The 13,454-nt window shown below is 71.7% G+C and carries 11 protein-coding genes; 5 read left to right on the plus strand and 6 right to left on the minus strand.

All coding sequences use genetic code 11. From position 1 onward, the window contains the following. Positions 1-49 precede the first annotated feature (49 nt). Positions 50-406, plus strand: a complete 357-nt coding sequence (locus tag KBX08_RS02380; RefSeq protein ID WP_238690447.1) for an LPXTG cell wall anchor domain-containing protein — start codon at positions 50-52, stop codon at positions 404-406. Positions 407-475: 69 nt separating this feature from the next. Here the strand turns inward: KBX08_RS02380 and KBX08_RS02385 are convergent, their stop codons facing one another. The 6 genes from KBX08_RS02385 to hppD all read right to left on the minus strand — a co-directional run bounded on the left by KBX08_RS02385 (position 476) and on the right by hppD (position 6,233). After that, a complete protein-coding gene (locus KBX08_RS02385; protein ID WP_210780850.1) occupies positions 476-1,399 on the minus strand; it encodes a hypothetical protein in 924 nt (307 codons plus the stop codon). A gap of 127 nt (positions 1,400-1,526) precedes the next feature. Beyond that, positions 1,527-2,081: a hypothetical protein gene (locus KBX08_RS02390; RefSeq protein ID WP_238690449.1), complete on the minus strand. Its 555-nt coding sequence runs from the start codon at positions 2,079-2,081 to the stop codon at positions 1,527-1,529. Between the two features lie 138 nt (positions 2,082-2,219). Then, positions 2,220-3,323 (minus strand): histidinol-phosphate transaminase, encoded by a 1,104-nt coding sequence (gene hisC / locus KBX08_RS02395; RefSeq protein ID WP_210780851.1) that lies wholly within the window; start codon positions 3,321-3,323, stop codon positions 2,220-2,222. Next, the gene (locus KBX08_RS02400; RefSeq protein WP_210780852.1) at positions 3,320-4,312 is read right to left on the minus strand and encodes an RDD family protein; all 993 of its coding nucleotides are present in this window, start codon (positions 4,310-4,312) and stop codon (positions 3,320-3,322) included. The genes hisC and KBX08_RS02400 overlap by 4 nt, the downstream gene beginning before the upstream one ends. Continuing rightward, a complete protein-coding gene (locus tag KBX08_RS02405; RefSeq protein ID WP_210780853.1) occupies positions 4,309-5,016 on the minus strand; it encodes an RDD family protein in 708 nt (235 codons plus the stop codon). Before KBX08_RS02405 ends, KBX08_RS02400 begins: the two co-directional genes overlap by 4 nt. Positions 5,017-5,027: 11 nt before the next feature. After that, on the minus strand, positions 5,028-6,233 hold the full coding sequence (gene hppD, locus KBX08_RS02410; RefSeq protein ID WP_210780854.1) for a 4-hydroxyphenylpyruvate dioxygenase: 1,206 nt from the start codon (positions 6,231-6,233) through the stop codon (positions 5,028-5,030). 139 nt (positions 6,234-6,372) lie between these two features. On the opposite strand from hppD, the gene KBX08_RS02415 reads away from it, so the two are divergent. From KBX08_RS02415 to KBX08_RS02430, 4 genes are all read left to right on the plus strand, one after another. Then, entirely contained in the window at positions 6,373-6,876 is a 504-nt protein-coding gene (locus tag KBX08_RS02415; protein ID WP_210780855.1) for an Lrp/AsnC family transcriptional regulator, read from the plus strand. 72 nt (positions 6,877-6,948) lie between these two features. Further along, complete coding sequence (locus KBX08_RS02420; protein WP_372494847.1) at positions 6,949-8,391, plus strand: PQQ-binding-like beta-propeller repeat protein; 1,443 nt, start codon at positions 6,949-6,951, stop codon at positions 8,389-8,391. A 125-nt stretch (positions 8,392-8,516) separates the two neighbouring features. Next, the gene (locus KBX08_RS02425) at positions 8,517-10,184 is read left to right on the plus strand and encodes a fumarate hydratase (RefSeq protein WP_210780856.1); all 1,668 of its coding nucleotides are present in this window, start codon (positions 8,517-8,519) and stop codon (positions 10,182-10,184) included. Between the two features lie 258 nt (positions 10,185-10,442). Continuing rightward, positions 10,443-13,421 carry an AfsR/SARP family transcriptional regulator gene (locus KBX08_RS02430; protein ID WP_210780857.1) on the plus strand — a complete coding sequence of 993 codons (2,979 nt, stop codon included), beginning with the start codon at positions 10,443-10,445 and terminating at the stop codon, positions 13,419-13,421. Positions 13,422-13,454: the final 33 nt, after the last annotated feature.

A 13,454-nucleotide genomic window follows, 5' to 3' on the forward strand; every position in this document is an offset into this window, starting at 1 on the left:
AAAGGGTATGTTTTTCATGGTTCAGGTTTCCGGTGGAAGGGGTCGGCGCATGGCCAGGACGGCAGCCAACTACCTCGTGGGCGGCGCACTCGCCGCCGCCGCGAGCCTGACGTTGGCGGTGTCGCCGGTGCTGGCCGCCGCGGACCCTGCCCCGGCGCGCGGGTTCGGCGCCGTCCGGGCCGAGCCGTCGGCGGGCGGCGTGACGTTCGAGATCCTCCCGGCGACGCCGACCCCGACCCAGCCGCCGCCCACGTCCACACCGACGGCACCGCCCCAACCCACACCCAGTCATGGCGGTGAGTTGCCGGTCACCGGGTCGGGCGGGTCGGCGCTGCTTCTCGCGATGCTGGGCGCAGCCCTGATCGTCGCCGGGTGGTTCGCCGTCCGCCGCCGCCGGCTGAGCTGACGGGCCCGGCCGGAGTCGGCCGGACTGACGGGCCCGGCCCGAGCCGGCGGTCGGACTGCCCCGCCCGAATCAATGCCCGGCCGGGGTGCGCTCCCTCGGGCGGCCGGCGGGAGGTCGACCGGACCGGCGGGAACGACGGCCCAGGATGGCGAGGCCGACCACCAGCAGCAGGCCCGCGACGGCCGCCGCCGCAGTCCACCCGGAGAAGATCCGGGAGACGACACTGCCCCGTTTCCCGACCTGACCAGCGTCTGGGAACGTGATCTGCGCGGTGATGCTCCGCTTCACCAGGCCGCTCTCCAGGTTCACCTCTGCCTTCCAGGGGCCGTTCGGCAGCGTGACCGGGAATCGGGCGATGACCTGCCCGGACGCGCCCGGCGCCAGTGTGACGCCCTGCCCGACCGGAAACGGGCCGGCCCGGCTGCCGGCCGGACCATCGCTCAGGCTGACCGCGCCGGTCAGGTCGATGGCACGGCCTCCGGTGTTGGTGACCTGGACGGTCAGCGACGGTTCGCCCTCGGGGCTGCGGGCCGGGCGTACCTCGCCGATCGAGAAGTCGGAGGCGGGTTCGCCGCCGGGGCCGATATCAAGGTATATCCGGACCCCGACCCGGTGGACCTGAGTGATCTCGCCGCCGGCCCGGGGAGTTGACGCGGTGGACGCCCAGACCACCCCGTACCGCTCGCCGCGGGAGGCGGGCGGCGGCACCGCGATGGTCGCCTGGACCCGAGCCTCGCCCCGCGGTCCCAGCTCCACGGAGCGCTCGTCGAGGCTGACCCAGGAGGTCAGCTCGTTCTCGGCGCGCCCCTCGCCGAAGCGGAACGCCCCACCCTCCAGGGTTGCGGCTGCCGGGTACACGTCGACCCGACGGGTCTGGTCGGTGCGGTTGACGATCAGCAGTTGTCGCTTGATGGTGGCGCCCGGCGGTAGGTGGTCGACGATGTAGCGCAGCGCCCTGGGGTCGGTGCGGCGCTCGGTCGGGGCTTCCAGCAACCGGATCCCGATGGTGCCGTCGTCCGATCCCGCTTCCGGTTCGACCGCGCCGGCCCGGGTCGACAGACCCGGACCGGCGAGGCAGAACAGGGCGAGCGCGACCGCGATGGTCGACCGCCCCCGGGGGCTACGCCACCGAATGTGTCACCGTGCCGGTGTAGACGCCCGCGATGCTGTCCAGCGGGACGTTGACGTCCAGGGTGGGGTTCCAGGCGGCGGTGTTGCCGCCGGTGCCGCCGGCGTGGGTGAACGCGGTGAGCGGGGTGACGCTGTCCAGCGGGTCGGCGTCGCCGGCGGTGGCCTGCCCCGGCGTGAAGGTGCCGTCACCGGTGGTCGCCGTCGCCGGGCCGGACCAGTAGTCGATCTCAGACGGAAGGACCGTCTCGGGTGGTGAGCCGCCGCCGGTCTGGAAGACGCTCGCGGTCACCGAGGCGACCCAGGAGGCGTCAGCGGAACCTCGGGAGTCGGTGACCGTCACGACGCCGAGTTGGCCGGTGATGACGCTACCGGGGGCACCGTCACCGAGGTCGGCGGTGGCCGGCGCGACGATGTCGAGGGTGCCGGCGAGCACCTCGAAGGTGGCCGTCGTGTCATCCGTGGGGGCGGCGGCGGCCGGTGCCGCGAGGAAGCCCACCATCGCCGCGGCGGCCGCCCCGGCAAGACAGATCTTGGCAGTACGCACTGTGTTTTACCCCGTTCTCGAAGTGAGCCGACGCGATCCTCGGCACGTCTGGCTACTTCGAAAGATAGGGCAAATCAGGCATAAAACCGGACAAAGACCGCAACCGTCACTACTTGGTCACAGGTGATCGATCAGTGCTCAGGTCAGCGCCGCCTCCGCAGCCGTCAGGAACGCGTCGTTCTCGGCCGGGGTGCCGATGGTGACCCGGACCCCGTCCCCGGCGAACGGCCGCACGATCACGCCGCGCGCCTCGCACGCCTTGCCGAACGCCACCGCCCGCTCGCCCAGCGGCAGCCAGACGAAGTTGGCCTGGCTCGTCGGCACCTCGGGCACGAACTTGCGCAGCGCCTCGGTGACCCGGTCCCGCTCGGCGACGACCAGGGCGCAGCGGCGCTCCATCTCCGCCACCTGGGTCAGCGCGGCGAGCGCCCCGGCCTGAGCTGCCGTGCTGCTGGAGAACGGGGTCGCCACCTTACGGATGGCGGCCGCCACCACCGGCTGGGCAACCAGCCAGCCCATCCGCAGCCCGGCGAGCCCCCACGCCTTCGACAGCGTGCGCAACACCGCGACGTTCGGCCGGTCCAGGTAGTCGAGACCGTCCGGCACCTCCGCGTCGGTGACGAACTCCCGGTACGCCTCGTCGATCACCACCAGCACGTCGTCCGGCACCGCGTCGAGGAACCGGTCCAGCTCGGCCCGGCGCAGTGCCGTACCCGTGGGGTTGTTCGGGTTGCAGACGAAAATCACCCGGGTCCGGTCGGTCACCGCCGCGGCCATCGCCGCCAGGTCGTGCCCGTGCCCGGCGTCGTTGGGCACCCGCACGCTGGTCGCGCCGCTGGTCGCCACGATGATCGGGTACGCCTCGAAGGACCGCCACGAGTAGAGCACCTCGTCGCCGGGCAGGCAGGTGGCACGCACGAGGTGCTCGGCCAGCGCCACCGAACCGCAGCCGGTGGCGATCCGATCGGCGTCCACCCCGTACCGCTGGGCCAGCGCGTCCCGCAGCGCGACCACACCCATGTCCGGGTAGCGGTGCGAGGTGGTGATCGCCTCGGTGACCGCCTCCACAACGCCGGGCAGTGGCCCGTACGGCACCTCGTTGCTGGCCAGCTTGATGGCCTCCGGCAGGCCCAACTCCCGGGCCAGGTCGGCGGGGCTGCGCCCCGGCACGTAGCTGGGCAGTGCGTCCAGGTCGACGCGGGTCAGCCGCAGCGCCGGCTGGTGACGTCCGGAGTCGGTCATGGGGTGTCTCCCGGGGGCTGGTTACGGTCGTTCGAGGGGGCGGTTTCGGTCTGGTGGGGGACTTCGACGACCACCGTCTGCGCGCGCTTGTCGTGCAGCGCCTGGCGCAGGGGGTGGTCGAAGAGGGGGGAGAGAGCGTCGACGAGTTGCAGCACCAGGCCGAGCCCGGCGCAGTACCAGAGCAGAGTCGGCAGGCCCAGCGTGCTCCACCGGCTCAGCGCCCGGCGGACGCCCAGCGGCTGGTCGGCGGCCATCGGCACCGCCCGGATCCGCATCACCCGCTTGCCGACGGTCTGCCCGCCGGAGGCCATTGTCGGCACCTCGTACGCCAGCCAGAGCGCGGTGGCGATCAGCAGGATCGCCACCAGCAGAGAACCGGCCTGCTCACCGGGCATCGGCAGACCGTCGGCGGAGGTGTCGCCCCGCGCCGCGCGCCGGAAGACCTCCTGCCAGTACGGCGCCCACTCCTGCGCCCAGCGCCAGACGAACCAGCCGTTGACAACCACGTTCAGTGCGAAGACGAGGCCGAAGTCGATCAGCCGGGCGACCAACCTGCGGCCGTAGCCGGCCAGCCTGAGGCCGTGCGGTCGCGGCTCCAGCGGTCGTCCGGGCCAGCCGGGGTGACCGGCCGGTGGCGCCCAGCCGGGAGGGGCACCCGGCGGGGTCCAGCCCGGCGGACCGCCCTGCGGACCCCAGCCGGGAGGGCCGGCCTGTGGTCCCCAGCCCGGGCCGTGTCCCGGTTGCGGGCCGTACCCAGGGGGTGGGCCCTGCTGGGGCGACCAGCCCGGCGCGCCAGTCGCCGAGTCGGGGGTCGTCGACGCCGCGGGCGCGGCCGGGGTGACCGGCGCGGGCGGTGGCTCGGGCGGCGGTGGGCCGTCCGGAGGGGTGGCGTCGACAGGAATGGGCGCACCCAGCCAGCCCTCGCCGTCCCAGTACCGTCGGGTCTCAGTGTCGGCGGGGTCGACATACCAGCCAGGTTGAACGCTCACGAAGACACCTTAACGACGACCGTCGCAGCGAACTTGTCATGGAGGCACTGCTGCCACGGCTTGTCCCAGAGCTGCCAGAACCCGTCGGCGTAGCTGAGCCCGGGTACCAGTGAAGCCGCCAGGTACTGCACGAGCCATCGCCGGCCAGCCATCCGCCGGTCCAGGGTGTGGGTCGGGTCGAACGGCACCACGCGCAGCTTCATCACCTTCTTGCCGAGCGTCTGACCGCCGCGCTTGAGGTACTCCACGTGGTAAAGCCAGTAGAACCCGAGCATCACGACGAGGAGCCCGAGATGGAGCAGCAGGATCGGCAGGAAGAAATCGACGAAGAAGGTGCCCGGCTCGGGTTCCACGAAAGTCCCGTCGGGGTTGGTCTGCGTCATCTCGGTGAACATCCGCCACCAGAGGATGAGGAAGAACGGGCTGAACAACGCAAGCGACACCGCGCTCGCCAGCGCCGTGTCGATCAGCCAGGCCAGCAGCCGGTCGGTGAAGCTGGCCAGCGGCTGACCACTCGGGCTCAGCTGCGGGGGCAGCGGGCCGGGTGGGCCAGCATGCCACTGCGGTGGGGCGTACCCGGGTGGGGCGTACTGCGGCGGCGCGGCGTACCCGTGGGGGTGTGGGCCGGGCTGCGGCGCGAAGCCGCCGGCGGTGGGTCGGGGCCCACCGGCCGGCGGCGTCGGGTACGACGGAGGTTGCGTCACGCTCGCAAGTGTTACAGGTTGCCGCGGGCTTCCTGCTCCCGCTCGATAGCCTGGAAGAGCGCCTTGAAGTTGCCCTTGCCGAAGCCCAGCGAGCCGTGCCGCTCGATCAGCTCGAAGAAGACAGTGGGACGGTCCTGCACCGGCTTGGTGAAGATCTGCAGCAGGTAGCCGTCCTCGTCCCGGTCGACCAGGATCTTGCGGGCCTTCAGCTCCTCGATCGGCACCCGCACCTTGCCGATCCGCTCGCGCAGCTCCGGGTCGTCGTAGTACGAGTCCGGGGTGTCCAGAAACTCCAGACCGGCAGCGCGCATCGCGTCGACGCTGGCAAGGATGTCGTTGGTGGCGACGGCGATGTGCTGCGCGCCCGGGCCCTGGTAGAACTCCAGGTACTCGTCGATCTGGGACTTCTTGCGGGCGATCGCCGGCTCGTTGAGCGGGAACTTCACCTTGCGGGTGCCGTTCGCCACGACCTTGCTCATCAGCGCCGAGTAGTCGGTGGCGATGTCGTCGCCGACGAACTCCGCCATGTTGGAGAAGCCCATGACCCGCTTGTAGAACTCGACCCACTCGTCCATCCGGCCCAGCTCCACGTTGCCGACCACGTGGTCGACGGCCTGGAAGAAGCGCTTCGGCTGGATGCCGGCGTCGATCATCGGCTGCCGGTCCACGATCGGGCCCCGGGCCACGAAGCCGGGCAGGAACGGGCCGCTGTAGCGGGACCGGTCGACCAGCGTGTGCCGGGTGTCGCCGTACGCGGCGATGGCGGCCATCCGGACGGTGCCGTGCTCGTCGGTCACCTCGTGCGGCTCGACGACGCTGGCGGCGCCCTGCGCGATGGCGTGCGCGTACGCGGTGTCCACGTTCGGGACCTCCAGCGCGATGTCGCTGATCCCGTCGCTGTGCCGGGCCACGTGCTCGGCGCCGTCGGCGTCCGGGCGCACCGCGCCGGTCAGCACGAACCGGGCCGAGCCGCTGGTCAGCACGTACTGGGCGTGGTCGCGGTAGCCCTGCTCGGGGCCGCGGTACGCCACGCAGGTCATGCCGAAGGCGGTGGAGTAGTAGTGGGCGGCCTGCTTGGCGTTGCCGACCAGGAAGTGCACGTGGTCGAGGCCCCGGACCGGGAACGGGTCGTGGCTGATGTCGTGGTCGACAGCGCCGACGAGCCGGTCGACGTCGACGTCCTCGGTCGACTGGGGTCGGTCGATCGCCTGGGTCATGGTGGGCTCCCTCGCGTACCGGCCGGCCTTGTGGGCCGCCGTGGTCGGTTCTTGTGGCGAGGATCGCTGCCCCGGCATCGAGTGGGCAACTGTTGGCAGAAATGCTGGTCAGGTTGCGCATTCGGTATGGTGTTCACTCATGAATGGTGAGCAGAATGTACAGCTCGACGTGCTCGACGTGCGCTTGATCGAACTGCTCGCCGAGGAGCCGCGGATCGGGGTGCTGGAGTGCTCCCGGCGGCTCGGGGTGGCCCGGGGCACCGTGCAGGCGAGGCTGGACAAGCTCGTCGAGCGGCGGGTCATCGAGGGCTTCGGCCCCGAGATCGCACCGGCCGCCATCGGGTTCGGGGTGACCAGCTTCGTCACCCTGGAGATCAGTCAGCGGCACGGCCACGACCCGGTCACCGCTCACCTCGCCGCCATCCCCGAGGTGTTGGAGGCGCACACCATCACCGGCTCCAGCGACCTGCTCTGCCGGATCGTGGCCCGTTCCAACACCGACCTGCAACGGGTCATCGACCAGATCGTCTCGTCCGCCGGCATCACCCGCGCCTCGACGATCATCGCGTTGGCCGAGCAGATTCCCTACCGCACGCTTCCGCTGGTGCGAAGCGCTGTTCGGGCCGAGGGAAGAGTGCTGTAACACCTCCGAGCGCAGAAAGCGCGGCGACACGGCGGCGCGGGCGTACGGAAGATCCGTGATCGTGGCTACGGTGTGCGGGTGGCGAAGGGGAGCGTGCGCGGTGGGCTGCTGCTCGGCCTCGCCGTGGTCGTCGCGCTCGCCGCCACCGGCGTGTGGAACCCGTTCCCCGGCCTGTGGGACTGGGTGGACCGCAGCGAACCCATCTCCGAGCCCGACGTGGTCTGGCAGCAACGGGTCGGCGGCACTCCGCGCAGCGTGACCATCGCCGGCGACGCCGTCGTGGTCGAGCAGCGCACCCGGGTCGAGGCTCGCAGCCTGGCCACCGGCGCCCAGCTCTGGGAGCGCAAGGCGGACTGGGCGGCGGTCGCCGGCGGCGACCGGGACCCGGTCGTGGCCGTGGGCAAGCTCCTGGTCAAGGGGTACGAACTGCTCGACCCGACGACCGGGGTGACCCGGCGGCGTGACGACGACGCGGTAGCCGTCTGGACGTACCGCAACCTGCTCCTCGACGCCAGGTGCACGGACGCCACCGACTGCACCCTGAGCGCCTGGGACCCGCGTGGCACGGCACCGCTCTGGACGGCCTTCCTGCCCGGGGTCCACAGCGGCCTGCTCGCCGACAATCCCGGCCTGCGCGGCACCCGCCGGCTCACCGCCACCCGGATCGACGACGGCGTGGTCGGGGCGGAGGCCGCGCCACCGCTGCTCGGCTTCCCGGTCGACGGTCGGGTCCACGTGGTCGACACCGCCACCGGCCGGGTGCTGCAGAACGTCGAGCCCGGCCGGGAGGAGCGGCTCTCCGTGGTGGGCGGTCGGCTGCTGCGGATCGCCGCCCGATCCCAGGACGGCACCTGTTACTTCGCCATCTCCGCCCGGGACTCGGCGACCGGGCAGGAGGCCTGGCAGCGGGCCGGCATCAACCTGCGTACCGCCGACTCCGCCGGCTGCGTGCAACGCGAGGACCCGCAGGGTGCGCGGAACGTGCTGATCGGCGTCGCCCCGGACGGCCGCGAGGCGGTCATCGACGGGTACGACGGCCGGCTGCTCTGGGTCGGTGAGCCGGGCACAAAGTTGATCGCGGTGGACGACCGTTCGGCGGTGTTCCGGGCCGCCGACAAACGCTCGGTCATCGCCCGTGAGCTGGGCACCGAGAAGGTGCTCTGGACGCGACAGGCCAGCGGCAAGGCCGGGGCCGCGCTCACCCCGTACGCGGCGGTGGTGGCCGACGAGAAGCCGTCCCGGCTGGCGGCGCTGGATCCGCGCACCGGCCGGGAGTTGGCCGTCCTGCGCACCTCGGCGAACGCCCTCGCCGTCGGGTCGCAGGGCATGATCATCGGTGAGGGGCGGGAGATCGGGTACGTCCGCTTCGGCGCGTCCGGAAGCTCGCCCACCCGACCCCCCAGCGACGGTGGGAATCCCGGGCCGGGCGGCCCCGGCCCGGGCGGGCCGAACGACGGCGACTGCGGGCCGAAGGGGGAACTCTGCCCCGACCCCGGCGGCGGCAAGGACGGCTGAGCGGGTGGTTCGCCAGATGATCCGGACGGCGGCCGGGCCCGGCGCGCCCGGTGGATGAGAGCGGCGTCCCAGGACCCGCCCGGCGGGTGGGAGTGATCGACCGGTCTGCCCTAGGCTTGCCGCTCATGAGCAGTGCCGCCGCATTCTCGTACGCCCCTCTGCTGCCGACCGGCCCCGACCAGACGGACTATCGCCTGGTCACCGACGAGGGCGTGGACGTCGTACACGGCCCGGGAGGCCGTCGGTTCCTCACCGTGGAGCCGGCCGCGCTCACCGCGCTGACCGCCGAGGCGATGCACGACATCGCGCACTTCCTGCGCCCCGCGCACCTGGCGCAGCTCCGGGCGATCATCGACGACCCGGCCGCCTCGCCGAACGACCGGTTCGTCGCGCTGGACCTGCTGCGCAACGCCAACATTGCCGCCGGCGGTGTCCTGCCCATGTGCCAGGACACCGGCACCGCCATCGTGATGGGCAAACGCGGTCGGCACGTGCTGACCGACGGTGCCGACGCGGAGGCCATCTCCCGGGGCGTCTACCAGGCGTACACCAAGCTCAATCTGCGCTACTCCCAGCTCGCCCCGTTGACCATGTGGGACGAGCGGAACACCGGCAGCAACCTGCCCGCCCAAGTGGACCTGTACGCCGAGGACCCGGACGGGCACCCCGACGCGTACAAGTTCCTCTTCATGGCCAAGGGCGGTGGCTCGGCAAACAAGTCGTACCTCTACCAGGAGACGAAGGCGCTGCTCAATCCAACCCGGATGATGCAGTTCCTGGAGGAGAAGCTGCGGCTGATCGGCACCGCCGCCTGCCCGCCGTACCACCTGGCCGTCGTCATCGGCGGCACCTCCGCCGAGTACGCGCTGAAGACCGCGAAGTACGCCAGCGCCAAGTATCTTGACGCGCTGCCGACCGCCGGTTCGATGAGCGCGCACGGCTTCCGCGACCTGGAGCTGGAGGCGGAGGTGCTGGAGCTGACCCGTAACTTCGGCATCGGCGCGCAGTTCGGTGGGCGGTACTTCTGCCACGACGTACGGGTGGTGCGGTTGCCCCGGCACGGTGCGTCCTGCCCGGTGGCGATCGCCGTCTCCTGCTCTGCGGACCGCCAGGCCGTCGCGAAGATCACCCCGTCGGGCGTGTGGCTGGAGCGGCTCGAAACCGACCCGGCGCGGTTCCTGCCCGACGTCACCGACGATTCGCTCGACGCCGAGCTGGTGGTCCGGGTCGACCTGAACCGACCGATGGACGAGATCCGCGCCGAGCTGTCGAAGTACCCGGTGAAGACGCGTCTCTCGCTCTCCGGGCCGCTCGTGGTCGCCCGGGACATCGCGCACGCCAAGATCGCCGAGCGGTTGGACGCCGGTGAGCCGATGCCGCAGTACCTGCGTGACCACGCGGTCTACTACGCCGGCCCGGCGAAGACCCCCGAGGGTTACGCGTCCGGCTCGTTCGGCCCGACCACCGCCGGCCGGATGGACGCCTACGTGGAGAAGTTCCAGGCCGCCGGCGGCTCCCAGGTGATGCTGGCCAAGGGCAACCGGTCGGGTCAGGTGACCCGCTCCTGCCAGCAGCACGGCGGCTTCTACCTCGGCTCGATCGGCGGCCCCGCGGCCCGCCTCGCCCAGGACTGCATCAAGCACGTCGAGGTGCTCGAATACGCGGAGCTGGGCATGGAGGCGGTCTGGAAGATCGAGGTGGAGGACTTCCCCGCCTTCATCGTGGTCGACGACAAGGGCAACGACTTCTTCGCCGAGGTCACCAAGCCGGTGCTCACCGTCGGCCGCCGCTGACCCCACAGGTACGCCAACGGGCGCCGGGCGAACTCGCCCGGCGCCCGCTCTGTCGCCCGTGCTCTGCCGACATCGGTACGCCCGCCCCCTGGGGTGGGACGGGCGCACCGCCCCCGTCGGATGCCGTCACCGACAACTCGCAATGAGTGTGCTGCGCACCGCTGTCGATCCGCTCTCAGATCACTATCGCCTGGCCGAGGCGGTCTGTTACCGCCGGACTACTCTGCTGGAAGTTGCACCACTGATGCGGGAGAGCAGATGCGGTTCGGGATCCTGGGGCCCCTGCGGGTGGGCGGTGGCGAGTCCACTGTCACCGCCGGGCGCGACCGGATCGTGCTCGCCATGCTCTTGTTGCGGGCCGGCCGGCTCGTGCCGCTCGACGAACTGGTCGACGCGGTGTGGGAGGACCGCCCGCCGGCCACCGCCCGGGCGCAGTTGCAGACCTGCGTGTCGCGGTTGCGTCGCCGGTTCACCGAACTCGAGCTGGCACCGGACCTCATCGTCACCGACCCGGCGGGGTACGGGCTGCGTACCGCACCGACCGACCTGGACGCCGAGGTCTTCACCCGGGGCGTGGAGGCTGCGCGAGCCGCCGCCACGGCCGGTCGCCTGGTCGACGCGCGTGCCGAATTCCGCGCCGCCCTGGCGTTGTGGCGCGGGCCGGCGCTGGGTGGAATCCCGAGCCGGAGCGTCCGCCGCCGGGCACAGGCACTCGACGAGCAGCGTCTCACCGCCCTGGAGGAGTGCGTCGACGTCGAGCTGCGCCTCGGGCGGGCCGCCGAGCTGATCGGCGAACTCGCCGAAAGCGTCGACCAGCACCCGGTGCGGGAGCGGCTGCGCGGACAACTGATGCTGGCACTGTCCTCGGTCGGACGGCAGGCCGACGCGCTCGCGGTCTACCGGGAGGGCCGGCGGACCTACGCCGACGAGCTGGGCATCGAGCCGGGCGCCGAGTTGCAGGAGCTGCACCAGCGGGTGCTCGCCGGTGACCTGGCCCTGGCCGGTCGGGAAGCGCGGCCGATCGCTCCGGTCCGCTCGCTGCCCCGGGCGATCGGCGACTTCACCGGCCGGCAGCAGACGCTGGCCCGCCTGGTCAAGGAGGTGGAGGCCGGGGCCCGGATCCAGCTCATCGACGGCATGGCGGGCAGCGGCAAGACCACCCTCGCGGTGCATCTCGCCACCGCTCTCGCGGACGACTACCCGGACGCCCAGCTCTACATCGACCTGCACGGGCACAGTGAGCGCACCCCGTTGACGCCGGCCGCGGCGGTCGCCACGCTCCTGCGGCAGCTCGGTGTGCCCGCCGAGAGGGTGCCGACGAGCCAGGACGACCGGTTGGCGCTCTGGCGTAGCGAGCTTGCCGGTCGACGGGCCCTGCTGGTGCTCGACAACGCGGCGACCGCCGACCAGGTGACACCGCTGCTGCCCAACGGCTCGCACTGCCTGATCCTGATCACCAGCCGCCGCCGGCTGGTCGGGGTGGACGAGGGGCGGCCCTCGTCGCTGCCCGTGCTCGACAGCGACGAGGCGGTCGAGTTGCTCGGGCAGGTCGTCGGCGTGGCCCGGGTGGCGGCGGAGCCGGAGGCGGCCACCGAGGTCGTCCGACGCTGCGGACACCTGCCGCTGGCCATCCGGCTGGCCGGTGCCCGACTGGCGCACCGAACCCGTTGGCGCATCGCCGACCTGGCCGAGCGGCTGAGCAGCCGGCCGGATCCGTTGGCCGAGTTCGAAGCGGGGGAGCGGTCGGTCGGTCGGGCCTTCGCCCTGTCGTACGCCCAGGTGTCCCCGGTCGCGCAGCGTGCGTTCCGGTTGCTGGGCCTGCACCCGGGAGTACGGTTCGACAACTCGGTCACCGCCGTACTGGCCGAGCTGTCCCTACCCGAGGCCCAGGACCTGCTGGACGAGTTGGTCGACGCGCACCTGGTGGAGGAGGCGGAGGCGGGCCGGTACCGGTTGCACGACCTGGTCCGGGAGTACGCGCGGACGCTGGTGGCCGAGCCGGAGCGGACGGTCGAGCGACGGGGCGGCATCGAGCGTCTGCTCGATCACCACCTGCACGTCGCCACGGCGATCGCCCGCGAGAGGGAACTCTCCGCGCTCCGCTCGCTGATCGTGGTGGGGGAGCCGCTCCGTCCTGACCTGGTCATGCTCGTCGCCGAGCAGGGTCGGGCCTGGCTCGACGAGAACCTGGCCGCATGGACAGCCCTGGTCCGGTTGGCGGAGACCGAGGGGTTTCTCCGCTACTGCTGGCAGTTGGCGAGGGCCTGCTGGCACGCGCAGTTCGAGGGCGGTCGACTGGATGAACTGATTGAGACACACACCATCGGCCTGCGCGCCGCCGAGGAGTTGGGTGACGACAGGGCGGTGGGGATGATGCTCAACTATCTCGCCTCGGCCCATTACCGGCTGGGTGATTTCCCCACGGCGATCCGGGTGATGGAGAGATCACTCGACATCTTCCGCCGCCTGGGTCTGCGCTACGAATACCGCAACACCCTGGGCAACCTGGGCACCGCGTACGCGGCCAACTTTCAGTTCCGCCGGGCTCGCGAGTCCTACGACGCTGCTCGGGCGCTGGCGACGCGGATGCGGGACACGACGGCGCTGGCGAACGAACTCAACAACCTGACGATCACCCTGCTGCTCTGGGGACGGCACGACGAGGCGCTGCGCACCGCTCGGCGGCACCTGGGGATCGCCCGCGAGGTCGGCGACACACGGCGGCTCGGCAATGCCCTCGGGCACCTCGGGATGGTCCGGCATCGGATGGGCGACGTGGTGCCGGCCGCACGGTTGCTGCGGGTGGCGCTGCGCTTCAAGCGCCAGATGGGCGCCCGGTTCGGTGAGGGTGAGGTGCTCAACGAGATCGGGATGATGGAACGGGAGGCCGGCCGTCCGGAAGAGGCCGCTGACCTGCACCGTGCGGCGCTGGTCGCGATGACCGAGGCGGGAGATCGCATCGGCCAGTGCGGCTCGCGCAACCTGCTGGCCCGAGCCATCCTGGATCAGGGGGATGTGAGCAGCGCGCTCGACCTGCATCGTCGGGTGCTCGTCGACGCCACCGGGCTGGGTTCCCTACACGAGCAGGGTCGGGCGCTGGAGGGCATCGCCCGCTGTTTGCTGGCGACCGATCCGGCGGCGGCGCGGGCGCACCTGACCCGGGCGCTGGCCCTGTTCCGGCAGATCGAGTCGCCGGACCAGCACGAGGTGGAACGGCTGCTCACCGAGTTGGGCTGACGGATCATCTGCGAGTCGGCCACGGGCGCGGCA

Source organism: Micromonospora sp. H61 (assembly GCF_018070325.1).
GTDB lineage: Bacteria > Actinomycetota > Actinomycetes > Mycobacteriales > Micromonosporaceae > Micromonospora > Micromonospora salmantinae.